The organism is uncultured Oceanisphaera sp. (assembly GCF_947495715.1).
Lineage (GTDB): Bacteria > Pseudomonadota > Gammaproteobacteria > Enterobacterales > Aeromonadaceae > Oceanimonas > Oceanimonas sediminis.
In genome coordinates this window covers 46786-64583 of sequence record NZ_CANLZU010000003.1, presented here as the reverse complement: position 1 = coordinate 64583, position 17798 = coordinate 46786, and the positions used below count along the sequence as shown (strand labels likewise).

Annotated in this window: 15 protein-coding genes; 5 read left to right on the top strand and 10 right to left on the bottom strand. The window is 59.2% G+C overall.

The genetic code is table 11. The features are described 5' to 3' along the window. Nucleotides 1-117: 117 nt before the first annotated feature. From dctP to Q0753_RS02695, 3 genes are read right to left on the bottom strand one after another with little or no spacing between them, the layout of a single operon-like run. Nucleotides 118-1119 (bottom strand): TRAP transporter substrate-binding protein DctP, encoded by a 1002-nt coding sequence (gene dctP / locus Q0753_RS02705; RefSeq protein ID WP_298716862.1) that lies wholly within the window; start codon nt 1117-1119, stop codon nt 118-120. A 17-nt stretch (nt 1120-1136) separates the two neighbouring features. Further along, nucleotides 1137-2435 carry a TRAP transporter large permease gene (locus Q0753_RS02700; RefSeq protein ID WP_298716859.1) on the bottom strand — a complete coding sequence of 433 codons (1299 nt, stop codon included), beginning with the start codon at nt 2433-2435 and terminating at the stop codon, nt 1137-1139. Beyond that, on the bottom strand, nt 2428-2985 hold the full coding sequence (locus Q0753_RS02695; RefSeq protein ID WP_298716856.1) for a TRAP transporter small permease: 558 nt from the start codon (nt 2983-2985) through the stop codon (nt 2428-2430). The genes Q0753_RS02700 and Q0753_RS02695 overlap by 8 nt, the downstream gene beginning before the upstream one ends. A 162-nt stretch (nt 2986-3147) precedes the next feature. Here Q0753_RS02695 and Q0753_RS02690 point away from each other — a divergent pair, with 162 nt between their 5' ends. After that, nucleotides 3148-4089: a LysR family transcriptional regulator gene (locus tag Q0753_RS02690; protein ID WP_298716854.1), complete on the top strand. Its 942-nt coding sequence runs from the start codon at nt 3148-3150 to the stop codon at nt 4087-4089. 36 nt (nt 4090-4125) lie between these two features. On the opposite strand, the gene Q0753_RS02685 is transcribed toward Q0753_RS02690, so the two are convergent. From Q0753_RS02685 to fdhD, 3 genes are all read right to left on the bottom strand, one after another. After that, nucleotides 4126-4611 carry an Lrp/AsnC family transcriptional regulator gene (locus tag Q0753_RS02685; RefSeq protein WP_298716852.1) on the bottom strand — a complete coding sequence of 162 codons (486 nt, stop codon included), beginning with the start codon at nt 4609-4611 and terminating at the stop codon, nt 4126-4128. Nucleotides 4612-5216: 605 nt separating this feature from the next. Next, complete coding sequence (locus Q0753_RS02680; RefSeq protein ID WP_298716850.1) at nt 5217-7517, bottom strand: FdhF/YdeP family oxidoreductase; 2301 nt, start codon at nt 7515-7517, stop codon at nt 5217-5219. Continuing rightward, on the bottom strand, nt 7510-8313 hold the full coding sequence (gene fdhD / locus Q0753_RS02675; protein ID WP_298716849.1) for a formate dehydrogenase accessory sulfurtransferase FdhD: 804 nt from the start codon (nt 8311-8313) through the stop codon (nt 7510-7512). The genes Q0753_RS02680 and fdhD overlap by 8 nt, the downstream gene beginning before the upstream one ends. Nucleotides 8314-8460: 147 nt before the next feature. On the opposite strand from fdhD, the gene Q0753_RS02670 reads away from it, so the two are divergent. Together Q0753_RS02670 and Q0753_RS02665 are read left to right on the top strand one after the other, a co-directional pair. Then, the gene (locus tag Q0753_RS02670; protein ID WP_298716846.1) at nt 8461-9363 is read left to right on the top strand and encodes a LysR family transcriptional regulator; all 903 of its coding nucleotides are present in this window, start codon (nt 8461-8463) and stop codon (nt 9361-9363) included. A 113-nt stretch (nt 9364-9476) separates the two neighbouring features. Next, nucleotides 9477-11987 (top strand): EAL domain-containing protein, encoded by a 2511-nt coding sequence (locus tag Q0753_RS02665; protein WP_298716843.1) that lies wholly within the window; start codon nt 9477-9479, stop codon nt 11985-11987. 497 nt (nt 11988-12484) lie between these two features. On the opposite strand, the gene pckA is transcribed toward Q0753_RS02665, so the two are convergent. From pckA to hslR, 3 genes are all read right to left on the bottom strand, one after another. Further along, nucleotides 12485-14098 carry a phosphoenolpyruvate carboxykinase (ATP) gene (gene pckA / locus Q0753_RS02660; RefSeq protein ID WP_298716839.1) on the bottom strand — a complete coding sequence of 538 codons (1614 nt, stop codon included), beginning with the start codon at nt 14096-14098 and terminating at the stop codon, nt 12485-12487. Between the two features lie 169 nt (nt 14099-14267). Continuing rightward, nucleotides 14268-15128: an Hsp33 family molecular chaperone HslO gene (gene hslO / locus Q0753_RS02655; RefSeq protein ID WP_298716836.1), complete on the bottom strand. Its 861-nt coding sequence runs from the start codon at nt 15126-15128 to the stop codon at nt 14268-14270. 126 nt (nt 15129-15254) lie between these two features. After that, nucleotides 15255-15647, bottom strand: coding sequence for a ribosome-associated heat shock protein Hsp15 (gene hslR, locus Q0753_RS02650; protein WP_298716833.1), 393 nt, complete (start codon nt 15645-15647; stop codon nt 15255-15257). Between the two features lie 162 nt (nt 15648-15809). Between hslR and nudE the strand changes: the two genes are divergently transcribed. Both nudE and cysQ read left to right on the top strand, forming a co-directional pair. Beyond that, entirely contained in the window at nt 15810-16367 is a 558-nt protein-coding gene (gene nudE / locus Q0753_RS02645; RefSeq protein WP_298716830.1) for an ADP compounds hydrolase NudE, read from the top strand. A 2-nt stretch (nt 16368-16369) separates the two neighbouring features. Continuing rightward, nucleotides 16370-17188 (top strand): 3'(2'),5'-bisphosphate nucleotidase CysQ, encoded by an 819-nt coding sequence (cysQ, locus tag Q0753_RS02640; RefSeq protein WP_298716827.1) that lies wholly within the window; start codon nt 16370-16372, stop codon nt 17186-17188. Between the two features lie 185 nt (nt 17189-17373). On the opposite strand, the gene metJ is transcribed toward cysQ, so the two are convergent. Continuing rightward, nucleotides 17374-17706, bottom strand: coding sequence for a met regulon transcriptional regulator MetJ (gene metJ, locus Q0753_RS02635; RefSeq protein ID WP_298716824.1), 333 nt, complete (start codon nt 17704-17706; stop codon nt 17374-17376). Nucleotides 17707-17798: the final 92 nt, after the last annotated feature.

The following is a 17798-nucleotide window of genomic DNA, read 5'->3' as shown; positions in this document are numbered from 1 at the left end:
TGCAGACTCGCCATAAACCCATCCCTGGGGGCTCCACTACGCCATCCCTGGCGTAGAGGGTCTGCTTATCGGCTCCTGACTCCTGTCTTGCTGCGAGAAAGTGCAGTTGAAGCGGATTTACTTGAATGAAGCCAGAACCTGCTCGGCCCAGTCGGTGCCGATGTCTTTCATGATCTCGGGCCAGATCTGTTCACGGGCCACATCGGCATAGGCGTCGATATCGGCATCGGTCACCGCAACGATGTTGGCGCCGGCATCGGCCAGACGCTGCTCGTAGGCGGCCTGATCGGCCTGAGCGGAGTCCCAGCGACGCTGTTCAAAGGCCTGGGCGGCCTGATCCAGAGCGGCGCGCTCGGCATCATCCAGATCCGCATAGCGTTCGGCGTTGATCTGCAGGAACCACACTTCGAAGTGGGTGTTGAGCGGCACATAGGACTTGGTGACGTCGCGGAAGGAGGCGTAGTAGCCTTCGGCACCCGAGCCCATAACGCCGTCTACTACCCCGGTCTGTACCGCGGTAAAGGCTTCGGAGAAGGGCAGGGGCGAGCCGATAAAGCCGGTGTTGTCGGCCAGCAGCTGGAACGACTTCATCGGCGGCACCCGCAGCTTCACGCCCTTGTCATGGCTCGGATCGGCGACCTGTTCCACGTCCCGGTTGAGGGCGATGCCGCCGAAGTACACCGGCCAGGCGGCCAGTACCTTGATGTCCTGCGCCTGATACAGCTCGTTGATGGTGTTGCGCAGCGGTGAACCCGGAGTGTAGGCCTCGCGGGCATCGGTCCAGTTTTTCACCATGTAAGGCATGTAGATGACCTGAAAGCGCTTGTCGGCGCCGGCAGAAGGCGGCTGCACCGCCATATCGATGGCGCCCAGACTGACCCGCTCCTGTACCACCGTATAGTCGCCGAGGGCGTTGGCCGGATAGACCTTGAGCTTGAGATCGCCATCGGTGGCGGCCTTCAGCTCGTCGGACAGCTGACGCACGTCCTGGTCGATGGCGGTACCCTGGGGCCGCACGTGGGAAATTTTCAGGGTGGCCGCCTCGGCGACGGTGCCGGCCAGGGTCAGCGACAACAGCAGGCTCTTGGCCAGGGTGGTGTATTCAATCCGTTTTTTCATGGTGTTCTCCTTGAGGATCAGTAGCCAAACAGGGCTGGTATATATTCAGACAGATCCGGCCATACCGAGACCAGCACCACTACCGGCAGGTAGCCGAACAGCAGCAGTATCATGGCGGGCTTGATCAATTGGGTGAAGGGCACCTTGCCAATGCGCGCACCCATGTAAAGGATGCTGGCATAGGGCGGGGTCACGCCCCCCATGGCGGTGTTGACGCCCATGATGGCGGCAAACTGGATGGGGGTGACACCCAGAGCAGACATCAGCGGCAGCAGCAGGGGCGCCGTGAGTATGATGGCGGTGACGTCGTTGACCACCATGCCAATCAGGAACAGGAACAGGTTGACCATGATCAGCAGCAGCACCTTGTCGGTGGTGATGTCGAAGATGGCATCTACCAGCGCCTGGGGAATGTCTTCCATCACGTAGATCTGGCTGAGCATCAGGCTGAACAGCACCATGATCAGGATGGCGCCAACCGCGGTGGCGGACTCCTTGCCGGACTCGATAAAGCTGCGCCAGGTCAGCCCCTTGTAGATCATGAAGCCGACCGGAATGGCATAGATAACGGCGATGGCCGCCGCCTCGGTGGGGGTCATGATGCCGCCGTAGATACCGCCCAGTATGATTACCGGCATCAGCAGCGCCGGCAGGGCGTGTACGGTGCGGGCGGCGCCTTCGCGAATGGCTTCGTTGAACGGCTTGGGATCGTCCAGTACCAGCGGGAACTTGCGCGCCATGAACAGGTTGACCAGGGCGAAGTTGAACATGATCAGCAGGCCCGGCCCCAGGGTGGCGAGAAAGCTGGCCAGAATCGAGGTTTCGGTAACCCAGCCGTAGACGATCATGGTGACGCTGGGCGGGATAAGCAGGCCCAGAATGGACGAGTTGGCAATCAGTGCGGTGGCGTAGGCGCGGGGATAGCCCTGACGCTCCATCTCCGGGATCAGCAGCGGTCCGATGGCGGCGATGCCGGTGAGGCCACTGCCGGAAATGGCGCCGATAATGGCGCAACTGACCGACGCCACCACGCCCAGACCGCCACGAATGCGGCCGACGAACAGGTTGACGAACTTGAGCAGACTGCCGGCGATGCCGCTGACACTCATCAGGGTACCGGCAAACACGAACAGGGGGACCGCCAGCAGCACCGGGGTGGCCAGTTGGTTAAAGCCCCACAGCATGGTGCCTTTCATGGTGGCGTCTCCCACCAGGCTCATCACCATCAGACCTGCGCCGAAGCAATAGGGCAGCGGCACGCCGATGGTGAGCAAAATCACCAGCACGGCAAAGGCCAGAATCGCAATTTCAACCATGGAACTTCTCTCCTTTCTGTTCTTCCGTGAGCAGCTTGAACTCGGTCACCTCGGCCGGTTCGGGAATGGTGTCGACCCGGTGGGCCTCACCGCCCGCCAGCAGGGTGCGCAGGTGTTTCAGCAGGTGCCAGCCTACATAGAGGGTCATCACCATCAGGCCCAGAAACAGCGCGGCTTCGTAGATGATGGTGGGAATGTAGAGGGTCGGGCTTTCTTTCCAGACCCGATTGGCATACTTGAAGTAGTCCCAGGCCCACCAGGTCAGCCAGCCAGAGATGGCAAGGCTGATGGTTTCGGAGAACACCGCCAGCCAGTGACGGGCTCTGTCGGTCTTGAGAAAGACGTCCAGCACATTGGCGCGAATCTGGGTGTCTTCGCGAGAAGCGTTGACCGCCCCCAGTATGTAGAGCCACATGGTGGGGATCAGCGCCATTTCTTCCAGCCCCATCATGGGTGTTTCAAACACGTAGCGCGAAATCACCTGTACGGCCTGAAAACCGGCCACCGTGGTGATCAGCAGCGTCAGTGTGTACTTGAATACCGTTTCCATATTCTTGTCCTTGTGCGGTTCACCTGCAGAAATCGGTGCTTGCCACCTTGTCTACCTGTTGTTCATTTTGCATTCACAAAATGATAACAACAAATCGTTTTAAGTGGCCTTTGTATAACATAATGTTATCTTGTTGGCAGGGCAGTATTCAGGGAACAGACCATGGCCAAGTTAAGTTATCGACAGGTAGAAGCCTTTCGGGCGGTAATGATCGCCGGCACCACCACGGGAGCGGCGGAGCTGCTCTATATTTCGCAGCCGGCGGTGAGCCGGCTGCTCAACGACTTCGAGGCGGCGGTAAAGATCAAGCTGTTCGAGCGTCATCACAAACGGCTGGCGCCGACGCCCGAAGCCTTGTTGCTGTTTGAAGAGGTGGAACGCTCTTTCATCGGTATCGACCGGCTGGCGAACATGGCGGAAGAGCTGCGCGACTTTCAGCGTGGCAGCCTCAAGGTGGCGGCCATGCCGGCCATTGCGCTGGGTTTTCTGCCCCGGGTCATGCAGCAGTTCAGCCAGCGTCACCAGGGGGTGAATCTGACGCTGCAGGTGCGCAGCTCCCAGCAGGTGGCCGACTGGATTGCGACCCAGCATTTTGATGTCGGTATCGGCGCCATCAATGTGGCCGATCCGGCGCTGGCGGTGGAGGTATTGGGGGAGGCGGCCCTGGTCTGTGCCTTGCCGGCGAGTCACCCGCTGGCAGAAAAGCAGGTCATAGTGCCGGAAGATTTGCGGGATCAGCCGTTTATTTCACTGGGGCCGGAGCAGAGCGTGCGTTACAAGGTGGACGAAGCGTTTGAACAGGCCAGGGTCAGCCGACAGCTGGTGTTCGATACCCAGCTGTCGCACGTGGCCTGCTCCTTTGTTGATGCCGGCTCGGGAGTGGCGCTGGTCGACCCGATTACCGCGCTGCATTTTTCGTCTGCCAACTTGGTATTTCGCCCCTTCGAGCCCTGGGTGTCGTTTTCCTATCATCTGTTGTATCCGGCCCACCGGGCGCGCTCCCGGGCGACCGAGGAATTCAGCCAGCTGCTGAAGCAGGAACTGGCGTTGCTGGTGGAACGTGCCGATGGCCTGCTGCGGCTGAAGAATGTATCGGCGAGCTGACTATTCGGCTTGGGGCAGATTTCAGACCGCTCTTATTTACCCCAGATGCTCCAGCGGCAGGGCGGTTTCGTGCTTGATTCGGCGCAGTACGAAGCTGGATCGTACCCCGGTCACGCCATCCAGCCGGGTCAGTTTGCCCAGCAGAAACTGCTGGTAGTGTTCCATGTCGCGCACTATCACCTTGAGTTGATAATCGGCCTCGGTGCCGGTGATCAGATCGCATTCCAGCACCTCGGAAAAGCCGTTGATGGCCGCATCGAAGCTTTCGAATCGTTCCGGGGTGTGCCGGTCCAGCGAGATATGAATGTAGGCCAGCAGGCTCAGGCCCAGCTTGTTGGCGTTAAGCAGGGTGACGTGATCGGCGATAAGGCCGGCTTCTTCCAGTGCCTTGACCCGGCGCGAGCAGGGCGAGGGCGACAGCCCGATACGCTCGGCCAGCTCCAGGTTGCTGATACGGCCGTGGCGCTGCATCAGTTCCAGAATCCGTCTGTCGGTACGATCCAGTTGTAGTGGGTTGCTCAAAATGTTCACCTGATGAAATAACTGCTCTCCATATAGAGTACACGGGGTGAGTTATTGCTTAAAGAATTGAATTTGACCTTTCATTCGCAACCACTCGCCCCGGATTAGGCGATAAGATGGTTTCACCTTCTGGAAACAGACAGACCGATACCCTCGGCCCCTGTCGCAAACCGGGATACCACACCGGTAAGCACCACAAAGGCCACACTCGATGCGAGTGAAAGGCCGGGAGCCAGGGCCACAAGCCCAAGCAGGACACAGAAAGCCAGCCGCCAGGGCTGGCTTTGGTGTTTCTGGGATTCGGGATCGGAAATGCCATCTGACCGCCAGGGAGGGAGGGAATGCCGGAACGGCAGGAGCATTTTCCGGCCTTGGTATTTCACGGTCGTGGGAGCCTGTCTCTGTTACCTCTTTTTGAATGCCGAGTTGCCGGTAGGTGGCGCCAACTAGTGGCACCGAGGTAGCAGGAGGACAAAGGGATCTGCTTCGCCGACCCTCCGCGCCAGGGAGGGCGCGGCGGAGCCCCCAGGGATGGGGTTACGGCGAGTCGGTGAAACGGGCCCTTTGGCCGATGAGTCAAAGACTGAAAGCACCGGGATGGTAGTTCAAATAATCCGCGGTGCGTCCTGCTTGCGGATCAGTATCGGAATCGACTTGGAAGTGGGTGTATCACTGCCGTCGCCCACGCTGTGTAGCGGCACCAGGGGGTTGGTTTCCGGATAATAGGCCGCCACGTCGCCGGGCGGAATATCGTAGGCCACCACCTTGAAGCCACCGACCTTGCGCTCGACATCGTCCAGCCACACGCCGATCAGCTCGACCCAGTCTCCCTCCTGCAGGCCGCGGCGCTTGATCTCGTCCGGGTGCATGAAGAGCACCATGCGCTGGCCGTACACGCCTCGGTAACGGTCGTCCATGCCGTAGATGGTGGTGTTGTACTGATCGTGCGAACGCAGGGTCTGCAGGGTTGAGAGCATGCCCTGGGCCTTGGCGGTCACGGCCTCCGGGATCAGGCTGGCAGGCAGCGGGTCGGAACCGAAGTTGGCCTTGCCGTTGCCGGTTTGCCATTGATAACGGGCGGCGCTGTTACCCAGATAGAAGCCACCGGGTTGCTGCAGCCGTTCATTGAACTGCTCGAAGCCGGGCAGGGTGGCGGCGATATGATCCCGGATAAGATCGTAATTGTTGGCCAACGCCTGCCAGTCGACCGGTTTATTGCCCAGCACTGCCTGAGCCATGCCGGCGATGATGGCGGTTTCCGAGCGCTGGTGCGGGCTCTTGGGGTTGGCCACGCCCTGAGAAGCGTGCACCATGCTGAAGGAGTCTTCCACCGTAATGAACTGGGGGCCACTGGCCTGCACATCTTCTTCGGTGCGGCCCAGGCAGGGCAAAATCAGCGCCTCTTTACCGGCCATGACATGGCTGCGGTTGAGCTTGGTGCTGATCTGTACCGTCAGCGTGCAATTGGCCAATGCCCGGGCGGTGGCGGGCGTGTCGGGGGCGGCGGCGGCGATGTTGCCGCCCAGCGCAATAAATACCCTGGCTTTGCCATCCAGCATGGCCTGAATGGCCGCGACCGCATTATGACCCGGCCGGCGAGGCATGGGCTGTTGGAAGTGTTGTTGCAGCCGGTCGAGAAAGGCGGCGTCGGGCTGTTCATTTATCCCCACGGTGCGGTTGCCCTGCACGTTGCTGTGGCCTCGCACCGGGCACAAACCGGCACCGGGTCGGCCCAGCTGGCCGCGCAGCAGCTGCAGATTGGTGATCTCCCGAATGGTGGCCACCGAATGCTTGTGCTGGGTAATGCCCATGGCCCAGGTGCAGATCACCCGCTCGGCACCGGCGTAAACTTCGGCCGCCTGGCGCAGTTCGGCCCGGCTAAGACCCGATTGCGCTTCTATCTGTTGCCAGGAGGTGTCGGCCACCGTCGCCATGTAGTCTTCCAGCCCGTGAGTGTGTTGCGCGATAAAGTCCCGGTCAAGCAGCCCCGGCTTGCCTCGCCTCAGCGCCTCGGCGTCCCATTCCAGCACCAGTTTGGCCATGCCGCGCACCGCCGCCATGTCGCCACCCAGTCGCGGGCATAAATAGTGGCTGGAGATACGCGAGTCTTTCGGGGTCAGCATTTCCAGCGGGCTTTGCGGATCGGCAAAGCGCTCCAGCCCGCGTTCCTTGAGGTTGTTGAAGCTGACGATGGCGGTGCCGTTGCGGGCGGCATTGCGCAGGCTGTGCAGCATGCGCGGATGATTGGTGCCCGGGTTCTGGCCGAACACCAGGATGGCGTCGGCCCGTTCAAAATCACTCAGGGTCACTGTGCCCTTGCCCACCCCGATCGCCTGGGTCAGGGCGACGCCGCTGGCCTCGTGGCAGAGGTTGGAGCAGTCGGGAAAATTGTTGGTGCCAAAGGAACGACCGAACAACTGATACAGATAGGCGGCCTCGTTGCTGGCCCGCCCCGAGGTATACAGCTCCAGCTGATCCGGGTGATCCAGCCCGTTGAGGTGGCGGGCGATCAGCGCGAAGGCATTCTCCCAGGAGATGGGCTCATAGTGACCACGTTCCCGGTTCAGGTACATCGGCTGTTCGAGTCGGCCCTGATACTCGAGAAAATAGTCGCTCTGGCGCTGCAGCTTGCCGACGCTGTGGGCGCGAAAGAAGGCGGGTGTCACCTGTTTGGTGGTGGCTTCCCAGCTGATGGCCTTGGCGCCGTTTTCGCAGAAGGAGAAATGCTTGCCCTGCTCGTCGCCCCAGGCACAGCCGGGGCAGTCGAAGCCCTTGACCTGATTGGCCCTGAGCAGATTGCGGATGTTGGCTGCCGGTTGCTTGCTGCCGAACACGAAACGGGTGGTGGCAGACAGGGCGCCCCAGCCGCCGGCCGGGCCCTGATAGGGTTTGATTTTTCTAGTCATGATGAGGCTCGGTTTCTGAAGTGGAATAAACTCGCGGGCCCTGTTGGCGCGACAGATGCAGCAGGTTGAGGCCGGCTCGCCGGGCCTGGCGCACCGCCAGTTCGGTGGGGGCGGCCAGGGTGACCAGAGTAGACAGCCCGGCGCGGGCCATTTTCTGCACCAGCTCTATGCTGCAGCGGCTGGTCATCAGCACCATGCCGGCGGCGAGCGGTGGTTTCTGATGCAACAGGGTGCCAATGAGTTTGTCGAGGGCGTTATGCCGGCCCACGTCTTCGCAGCCATGCAGAATCTGGCCGTCCAGGCTGGCAAAAAAAGCCCCATGCAGGGCACCACACTCCCGACCCAGTGGCTGCCAGTCCGGCAACTGCCGGCCGAGTTGCAAGAGGGCGGATGCTGGCGGCAGCGGTGCGGCAGGCAGACGGGGTAACTCGGGCAGCGCCTGAGCCAGCGATTCGATGCCGCACAGGCCACAGCCGGTACGGCCGGCCAGGCTGCGGCGGTGCTCTTTCCAGCGGTAATGGGCGCCATTACCCAGGGTGACGCGGGCTTCAAGTGCCTGATCTTGCCGGTGGAATTCCAGATCGTGGATTTCTCGTGAGTGCTTGATGACGCCTTCGCTGACCAGAAAACCGGTGATGAATTCATCCAGTTGGCAGGGGGTGACCATCATCACCGCGTGGCTGATGCCGTTGAGCAGAATAGCCAACGGCACCTCGCTGGCCAGGGCATGGGATTCACCGTCGGTGGTGGCCACATACTGATAACCTGGCAGGGCATCGGGCTGGCAAAAGGACATGGTCACAGAACTCGTTAAAGGCAGTTAACGCCAGTGTAGTGAGCGGCCGGAGCGTGATCTAATCGAAAGATTCGATATTGTGATATAGGTAATCTATCAATTATTGCTTCATTCATGTTTTTTAATAATAAAACAGACAGGTTAATCATGGACATCAAGCAGCTTTACTACCTCTGTGCCCTGGAGCGGGAACGGCACTTCGGCCGGGCGGCCCGGGCCTGCTGCATTACCCAGCCGACGCTGTCGATGCGCATCAAGCAGCTGGAAAGCGAGCTGGGGATGCCCCTGGTGCGCCGGGGCAAGCAGTTCGAGGGTTTTACGCCCGAAGGCGAACGGGTACTGGAGCGGGCCCGCACTCTGCTGAGCCACTATGACAACCTCAAACTGGAGGTGGAGGCGATGAAGGGGCGTCTCACCGGCACGGTAAGACTGGGGCTGGTGCCACTGAGTTGCATGGATCTGAGTCCGGTGCTGGCGCGGTTGCGGCAGCGCTACCCCGGCCTGGGGTTCGAGATTGACGACATGACCGCCGATGCCATAGTGCAGGGGCTGGAAAAGAACCGTCTGGATATTGGCGGTGGTTTTTTTGAACCCGAGGTCCTGGCGCAACTGAACAGTCTGGCGTTGCCGGAGCAGGGGGTGGTGCTGGCGTGCGGGCCTGAATGGCGAGAGCGGCTGTCGACGGCGCCCACACTGCAGGAATTGGCGGCCTTGCCGCTGTGCCTGCCCAAGGCGGGCATGTATTTTCGCGGCTATCTGGAAACGGTATTTGCCCGGCAAGGCGTCAGGCTGCAGCCGATGCTGGAGTCCGACTCGGTTTACCGGCTGATGCGGGCGGTGCATGCCGGCCTGGGCTGTGCCTTGATTCCGGCCGGTAGCGTGCTTTTTTCCGAGTTGCCGGGGGTAGAGTGTCGGCCGCTGGTATTACCCGCCATGGCCCGCATCGGAGCCCTGGTGATGCGCAACGACGATCAGGCCAGCCCATTGGCCAGGGGTTTTTTCGAGGTGGCAAAGGAGTTGTGGCATCCCCTTGCACAGGCCGCGGTATAAGTGGCGATGTTCTATGATTAGTAGTCTCATCATCGCCGATAGACGGATATTCACCGGGAACGGTTAATTGAAAGGGTTTGATGGTCTGTTGGCTCGATAAAGCGGTAATCAATATGAGCATGGATATGCGAAGCTATGGCAGTCAGGATGATGGAGTGACCGAGGGGGCCAAGACCGAAAAGCGCGACGATTGGTCGGAGTTGTGTGCCCTGGCAGCCAGGTGTGCCGATGCCGAACGCGCCTGGTTTGTATTCTTCAATGCCGATGGCTCGCCCTCACTCGCAGTGGGTCGCCAATGGCCGCCATTATCGCAGTGGGCGGCGGCGGATTATCTGGCTATCCGGCAGCAAGCGCGGTTTTATTGCGCCGTGCCTCCGGCGGCCGACCCGGGCGCGGAGCGCTACATGGCGGTGCCCGCGTCGCGCGGGTCACTCGAAGGATTGCTGCTACTCGAATACCGGACAAGAGCCCCTCGGCTTGCGCCAACCCAACGTCAGACCCTCGATATACTGACAACCCACGGCGCCATGTTATGGCGCGAGCAGGAACAACATACACATCAGAGAAAGCGGGAAGGCTCGTCCCGGCGTTTTCTGAGCCGGCTAAAAGGCATGTTTGATCATGTTCCCATCCCCATTAACGGGTTCGACTCGGCAGGGCGCTGCATTCTATGGAATCATGAGTGCGAGCGGATATTTGGCTGGAGTTTTGACGAGCTGAAACAACACGCGGCGCCACTGCATCTTTTTTATCCCGATCCCGAACAGCGACGTCAGGTGATCGCCACTTTTACCTCTCTCAACAGCTCGGTATTCCGTGAATGGCGGCCCTTGAACCGAAAGGGAGACGTGCTGACCATGCTGTGGGCCAATATCATGCTGCCCAATGGTCACATGCTCTGCGTGGGGCAGGACATCAGCGCACAGAAAGACATTGAAGCCCAGCAGCGGCTGGCAACCAGTGTGTTCGAGTCGAGCTATGAGGGCATCATGGTGACCGATGCCGACAACCGTATTACCCATGTCAATCCGGCCTTTACCCGCATTACCGGATATTTGCCCGAGGATGTGATCGGTGGCTCGCCGGAGTTATTGCAAGCCCAGGATCATGACGACGATTTTTATGCCGAACTGTGCCGCCATCTCGACGCCCGCGAACACTGGCAGGGTGAACTGTGGAGCCGGCGCAAGAATGGTGAGTCCTATCCACTGCTGCTGGCGGTGTCGGTGGTCTGCGACGATGCGGATCGGGTGTTGCACCATGTGATTATTTTTTCCGATATTACCCATCTGAAGCAGCATGAAGCCGAGCTCAAGCACCAGGCCTGTCACGATGCTCTGACCAGGATCCCCAACCGGCTGCTGTTTGGCGAATTGCTGGAACGCTCTATTGCCGGCGCCAGGCGTAACGAGGGCAGGCTGGCGGTGTGCTATCTGGATCTGGATGGTTTCAAGCAGGTCAATGACAGTCTGGGACACGCGGCCGGTGATCGGCTGCTCATCGAAATCAGCCGGCGGCTGGGTCAGATCACCCGTAGCTGTGATGCCCTGGCCCGACTGGGAGGGGACGAGTTTGCCCTGTTGTTTACCGGACTGCACAACGATCTGGAGTGTGATGAAATTCTCGATCGGGTACTGGCGGTGATCCATGAGCCGATGGAGCTGGATGGTCAGCAGGTGCGGGTGTCGGCCAGCATCGGTGTGGCGCTGTCTCCTCAGGATGCGGATGATGCGGAGCTTCTGCTGCGCTATGCGGATCAGGCCATGTATCAGGCTAAAAAGCAGGGCAAGAACACCTATGTGTTCTTCGATGCCGAACTGCATCAGCAGGAATATCACCGGCAGCAGCAGTTTGCCCTGTTGTCGGCCGCCTTCAAACGGAACGAGTTTTTGCTTTATTACCAACCACGGGTCGAGCTGCTCAGCAAGTGCATGATTGGTGTAGAGGCGTTGCTACGCTGGCGTCACCCGCAACGTGGCATAGTGGCGCCCGCCGACTTTCTGCCATTGATTATCGGCAGCGAGCTGGAATTCGAGGTGGGGCTGTGGGTGATTGAGCGGGTATTGGCGCAAATGACCGCCTGGGTGGCGCAGGGGCTGGAGTTCAGAGTCAGTTTCAATGTGAGTACCGGCCAGTTGATGCATGCGGACTTTATCGATGCACTGGGCCGCCTGCTGGCCCGCTACCCCCAGGTGTCGCCCTCGTTGCTGGAGCTGGAGTTTCAGGAGGCGGCGGTACTGGCCGACATAGATGGCTTGATTCCGGTATTGGAACGTTGTCGTTTGCTGGGGTTGAGCATTTTGTTTGATAACTTTGGCACCGGGTATTCTTCTCTTGCTCACCTCAATCGGTTGCCGGTGGACACCCTGAAAATCGATCGCAGCTTTGTCGGCGACCTGCTGTCGCAAGGGCATGATGCGGGCATGGTGGAAAGCGTGATTCAGCTGGCGGCGGTGCTGAGAATGAGCGTGATTGCGGACGGCATGGAAGTATCGGCTCAGGGTGAGCGCTTGCAACAGTTGGGGTGTCAGTATGTGCAGGGTTATGGCATCTCTCTGCCGATGCCGGCCGAGCAGATCGAAGACTGGCTGCTGGCCTGGAACGACCAGCTGTTGGCGCATTGATAACGATCTAAATAAAAATATGATCTGTTTTAAAGCCGGAGACGAGAGGAAACAGAGTCACCTCCCATGACACGCCATAAACCCATCCATGGGGGCTCGGAAATGCCATCCCTGGCATTTCACGGTCGCGGGAGCCGCTCTCTGTTGCCTCTCTTTGGCACCGAGTTATCTGCAGGCCGTTCCACAGGCGACTCTGCAGCATTAGGGAGGATGAAGGGTTCTACTCCAGCGACCATCACATGACAGGTCAACAAAGGCTCCTGCAATGCTGACACTCCCGCCATCCTTGGCGGCCGGACGTCATGTGCTGAGCGTCGCAGGGATGCGGTTCAGCGTGTCGGTGGAATGGACCCTTCGTTCGACCTTTACCGTGAAGCCAAGTAGATCAGTTGGTTTTCCAGATTGGTATAAAACCGCACAGAATGGCAAAAGCACGTAAAAAAAAGACCCCGGCCTGAACCGGGGTCTCTGCTATTGCCTGTTGTCGCGCACTGTAATTACAGTTGCGGGCCAGCTGCTACCAGGGCCTTGCCCTCGGGGGTATCGGTGAACTTGTCGAAGTTGTCGACGAAGCGTTTGGCCAGATCCTGTGCCTTGACGTCCCACTCGGCCGGGTCGGCGTAGGTGTTACGCGGATCCAGGATGGAGCCGTCTTCAACGCCTTGCAGGCTGGTGGGAATGGCCACATTGAAGTAGGGCATTTCAACAAACTCGGCATCTTCGATGGAGCCGTCGAGAATGGCGTTGATGATGGCACGGGTCGCCTTGATGGAAATCCGCTTGCCGGTGCCGTTCCAGCCGGTGTTCACCAGGTAGGCTTCGGCGCCTACTGCGTCCATGCGCTTGGCCAGTACATCGGCGTACTGGGTCGGGTGCAGGCTCAGGAAAGCCGCACCAAAACAGCTGGAGAAGGTGGGAGTCGGCTCGGTAATGCCACGCTCGGTACCGGCCAGTTTGGCGGTAAAGCCGGACAGGAAGTGGTACTGGGCCTGTTCGCGGGTCAGTTTGGCCACCGGCGGCAGCACACCGAAGGCATCGGCAGTCAGGAAGATAACCTTCTTGGCGTGACCGGCTTTTGATACCGGCTTGACGATGTTGTCGATGTGATAGATGGGGTAGGAGACACGGGTGTTCTCGGTCTTGGAGCCATCATCGAAGTCGATGGTGCCGTCTGACAGCACGGTCACGTTTTCCAGCAGCGCATCGCGGCGGATGGCGGCATAGATTTCCGGCTCGTTTTCCTGGCTCAGCTTGATGGTTTTGGCGTAGCAGCCACCTTCGAAGTTGAACACGCCATCGTCGTCCCAGCCGTGCTCGTCGTCGCCAATCAGCTCACGCTGGGGATCGGTGGACAGGGTGGTCTTGCCGGTACCGGAAAGGCCGAAGAACACGGCCACGTCGCCGTCTTTGCCCACGTTGGCGGAGCAGTGCATGGAGGCAATGCCCTTCAGCGGCAGCAGGTAGTTCATCATCGAGAACATGCCTTTCTTCATTTCGCCGCCGTACCAGGTACCGCCGATCAGTTGTACCCGCTCGGTCAGATTGAAGGCGACGAAGTTTTCGCTGTTCAGGCCCTGCTCTTTCCAATTGGGGTTGGTGCACTTGGCGCCGTTCATCACCACGAAGTCGGGCACAAAGCCTTCCAGTTCGGCTTCGCTCGGGCGAATGAACATGTTTTTCACGAAGTGCGCCTGCCAAGCAACTTCGGTCACGAAGCGCACGGCCAGGCGGGTATCCGGGTTGGCACCGCAGTAGGTGTCGACCACGAACAGGCGCTTGCCGGACAGCTGCTTGGTGACCAGGGTTTTCAGCTCGGTCCAGGTTTCCTGGCTCATCGGCTTGTTGTCGTTCTTGCCCTGATCGGCCCACCAGACGGTGTCGCGGGTGACGTCGTCACGCACTATGTATTTATCTTTCGGAGAGCGGCCGGTAAAGATACCGGTGTCGACGGCAACGGCGCCCAGGCTGGTTTCCACGCCCTTTTCGTAGCCTTCCAGATCCGCACGGGTTTCTTCTGCGAACAATTGTTCGTAAGAGGGATTATGAAGGATCTCGGTAACATCGTTGATACCGTATTGAGAGAGGCCTAATTGCTGCGCCTGCGACGTCATTGTTATCTCCTGGTACGAAGGGGTTGAGTAAGCATGATTATTGGAATAATTAATCGCGGCAGACTAGCAGGAATTGCGCGGTATTTAGGGGATCAGTGTCAAAATTTAGAGTTTTGAGCGGAAAATTAACTAAAAAGGGGCACAATGCCCCATTTTTTTGTATTAAATGTTAATGCAGTGTCGGGGCATCATTAAAGAGGTTTTGCAGATCCGCTTCATCGAAGTGATAGTGCCGGCCACAATAGTCACAGTGCATTTCGATTTTACCCTCTTCCTTCACAATGTCGCCGGCCTCTTGCTGACCGACCTGCAACAGCGCCTGTTCGCATTTTTCCCGCGAGCAGGTGCATTGAAAGGTGACCGGCTGCGGATCGAACACCCGCACCGCTTCCTGATGATAGAGGCGATACAGAATCTCGTGCGCGTCCAGATTCAACAGCTCGTCGGCCTTGATGGTGTGGGTCAGGGCTTCAAGATGGGTAAAGTCACCGGCCTGATCACCGGGCAGTTCCTGCAACAGCATGCCGGCACAGCGCGGCTGCTCGTGCTGCACGTCGGTAAACAGCCAGATGCGGGTGTTCAGCTGCTCGGACTGGGCGAAGTAGTTTTCCAGGCTGGCACTCAGCGAATGTTCGCCGAGATCGACAATACCCTGATAACGCTCGCCGTCATTGGGGGTAATGGTAATGGCCAGGTAGCCCTTGCCGACGAGTTCGGCCAGTTTGTCGCTGTCGGGCACCTCGCCTTCCCAGCGGGCCACACCGCGTAGCTGCTGCTGGTGGTCGCCGTTAATCACGGCCAGAGAAACGGGGCCGTCGCCCTGCAGCTGTACCGTGATGTGGCCTTCAAACTTGAGGGTGGCGGTCAGCAGGCTGGTAGCGGTCAGCAGCTCGCCCAGCAGCCGTTGTACCGGTGCCGGATAGGCCTGGGATGCCAGCACCTGATGAAAGCTCTGCTGCAGCTGTACCAGCTCGCCCCGAACCTGGTAGTTGTCGAACAGATAACGATGAAGTTGGTCGATGTGAGTCATAAAAAATCCTGTATGGGCTGAATGCCGTTATCGTCTGTATATATAGTGTAAGTCGTTTGTCTCTGGCGGGAGCCAGGCCATGGCCGTTCGAGCTGCGGGGCGGGAAGCCGTTGTCCCGCGGTCGCCTCAGTTACCCTGCTTGATTTTAAGCAGGGTACGCCGTTCCTTTTTATCCGGCCGACGTTCGGGGCTGGGCGCAAACTGGCTGTTGAACTTGCGGGCCTCGGCGTTTTGCTCGCGCTTCTTGATGCTGTCTTCGGTTTCCCGAAACAAACGCTGGGCCTGCTCGGCCTTGCCCCTGTGTTCCGACAATTCCAGCACCACGACTTCCTTTTCATCGTTACCCTGACGCAGGCGGATCAGGGCACCGACCTCTACCTGCTTGCTGGGTTTGCTGCGTTGTCCGTTGTAGTGCACCTTGCCGCCGTCAATCATGGTGCGGGCCAGGCTGCGAGTCTTGTAGAAGCGGGCGGCCCACAGCCATTTGTCCAGGCGGATGGATGAATTTTCTCCGTTCATTGCGCTCGCTCTCGTTAAAACCGAGCCTGAATTATACCAGATGCCCCGGCCCGGAGCGTATATCGGCGCCGGCAAAAGCCGGCTTGTTGTCACTTGTGGGCAGACGTTTACCGATAGTTACGATAATCTCTGCACAGGGTGAGCGAAAAGGCGGAAACGGCCATGGCGGACAAGAAACAAAAACCTGAGATATTACATACAGAATTGGTGGCACAGAGTCGTCTTTTCAAGGTGGAGTCGGTTCATCTCAAGTTCAGCAACGGTGTGGAGCGGGTGTACGAGCGTATGCGCAACAGCGGCCGCGGCGCCGTGATGCTGGTGCCGCTGCTGGATGAAAAGACCATCTTGCTGATCCGTGAATACTCCGCCGGAACCCACAGCTATGAGCTGGGCTTTCCCAAGGGGCTGATCGATCCGGGCGAAAATGCCATGGAAGCGGGCAATCGGGAGCTGATGGAAGAAATCGGCTATGGGGCACGGGAGCTGACGCCGCTGAAACAGGTGACGCTGGCCCCCGGTTATTTTGGTAGTCGTATGGACATCTTGTTGGCGCGAGATCTGTATCCTGAACAGCGTGAAGGGGATGAACCCGAGCCGCTTGATGTGGTGCCCTGGCCTCTGGACAAGCTGGACCAGCTGATGGCCCGGCCCGACTTCAGTGAAGCACGCAGCATCTGTGGCCTGTTTATGCTGCAGGACTGGCTCAATAGAAAGGAGTAAGCATGGATATCCAAGCCTTGTTGCCGGGCGTGAAGGCGGCCGCCCGTGAATCCGGCAGCCTGATACTGTCGATGTATAACAGTGGCCAGTATCAGGCCGAGAATAAAGATGACGACAGCCCGGTCACCAGCGCCGATCTGGCCGCCCACGTTTATCTTAAACAGGCGCTGCGCGAGCTGGCCGATATTCCGGTGCTGTCGGAAGAAGGCACCGAGGTATCGCTGGCCGAACGCAGCAGCTGGCCCCGATACTGGCTGGTGGACCCATTGGACGGTACCCAGGAATTCATCGCCGGCAGCGGTGATTTTTCTACCATGATCGCGCTGATAGAACACGGCAAGCCGGTGCTGGGCGTGGTGTACGGGCCGGTGAACGATCTGATGTATTACGCGGTACGCGGCCACGGCGCCTTCAAGGAGACGGACGGCGAGACTCGGCGCATCGAGGCGCGGCATCATGATGCGGCCGACAAGCTGACCGGGCTGCGCATCACCATCAGCCGTCGGCAAAACGTGGACTGGGTTCGCGCGCGCCTGACGCCCACACTGGACTATCAGCTGGTGCCGCTGGGCTCCAGCTCGCTCAAATCCTGCCTGGTGGCAGAAGGCGCGGCCGACCTGTATATGCGCATCGGCCCCACCGGCGAATGGGACACGGGGGCTACCCAGTGCATCGTCGAGGAGGCGGGGGGGCGCTTGCTGGATCTGAACCTGAATCCGCTCAGCTACAATCGGCGCGACAGCATGGTCAATCCCAATTTCATTACCCTGGGCGATGCAGGGCTGCCCTGGTCGCAGATTCTGGTCGGTGTCGAGTCTTGAAAGAAAGTGGCAACCGAAGACACGGAGCGATGCGGCTTGCCTGCTGCCCTTTAGCAGCATTTATTGAAAGGCGCTAAAGGGCAGCCGGGGATAGCGGCGACAGGCAACGAAAGCATGCAAAGGCGGCAGCGGATGGGCCTGGACTCGCTTTCCGCCTTGCAACCCACACCGCGATGGCCAGCGCCTTATTCTTCGTCGCTGATGGCGTAATCTTCTATTTCGATACCCAGCTCGGCCATGATGGCCCGGGCGTGTGCGGGTATCTGGTCGGGTACGTCTTTGCGCAGATCTTCATCCTGGGGCAGCGGCTGGCCGGTATAGGCGTGCAGAAAGGCCTCGCACAGCAGTTCGCTGTTGGTGGCATGACGCAGGTTGTTGACCTGGCGACGGGTACGCTCGTCGGTCAGTATCTTCAACACCTTGAGCGGTATGGACACGGTGATCTTTTTGACCTGTTCATTTTTCTTGCCGTGTTCGGCGTAAGGGCTAATATAATCGCCGTTCCATTCAGTTTTCATTGTTCACCCGCATCAAGGTTAAAAATCCGAGCCGAATTGTAACCCTTACATTTTTTATTGGCAATCCAACAGCAAAGACTTTCAGACGTCCG

Coding starts and splice junctions, on each gene's coding strand:
- dctP (WP_298716862.1), bottom strand. CDS start 1,119: ATGAAAAAACGGATTGAATACACCACCCTGGCCAAGAGCCTGCTGTTG.
- Q0753_RS02700 (WP_298716859.1), bottom strand. CDS start 2,435: ATGGTTGAAATTGCGATTCTGGCCTTTGCCGTGCTGGTGATTTTGCTC.
- Q0753_RS02695 (WP_298716856.1), bottom strand. CDS start 2,985: ATGGAAACGGTATTCAAGTACACACTGACGCTGCTGATCACCACGGTG.
- Q0753_RS02690 (WP_298716854.1), top strand. CDS start 3,148: ATGGCCAAGTTAAGTTATCGACAGGTAGAAGCCTTTCGGGCGGTAATG.
- Q0753_RS02680 (WP_298716850.1), bottom strand. CDS start 7,517: ATGACTAGAAAAATCAAACCCTATCAGGGCCCGGCCGGCGGCTGGGGC.
- fdhD (WP_298716849.1), bottom strand. CDS start 8,313: ATGTCCTTTTGCCAGCCCGATGCCCTGCCAGGTTATCAGTATGTGGCC.
- Q0753_RS02670 (WP_298716846.1), top strand. CDS start 8,461: ATGGACATCAAGCAGCTTTACTACCTCTGTGCCCTGGAGCGGGAACGG.
- Q0753_RS02665 (WP_298716843.1), top strand. CDS start 9,477: ATGAGCATGGATATGCGAAGCTATGGCAGTCAGGATGATGGAGTGACC.
- pckA (WP_298716839.1), bottom strand. CDS start 14,098: ATGACGTCGCAGGCGCAGCAATTAGGCCTCTCTCAATACGGTATCAAC.
- hslO (WP_298716836.1), bottom strand. CDS start 15,128: ATGACTCACATCGACCAACTTCATCGTTATCTGTTCGACAACTACCAG.
- hslR (WP_298716833.1), bottom strand. CDS start 15,647: ATGAACGGAGAAAATTCATCCATCCGCCTGGACAAATGGCTGTGGGCC.
- nudE (WP_298716830.1), top strand. CDS start 15,810: ATGGCGGACAAGAAACAAAAACCTGAGATATTACATACAGAATTGGTG.
- cysQ (WP_298716827.1), top strand. CDS start 16,370: ATGGATATCCAAGCCTTGTTGCCGGGCGTGAAGGCGGCCGCCCGTGAA.
- metJ (WP_298716824.1), bottom strand. CDS start 17,706: ATGAAAACTGAATGGAACGGCGATTATATTAGCCCTTACGCCGAACAC.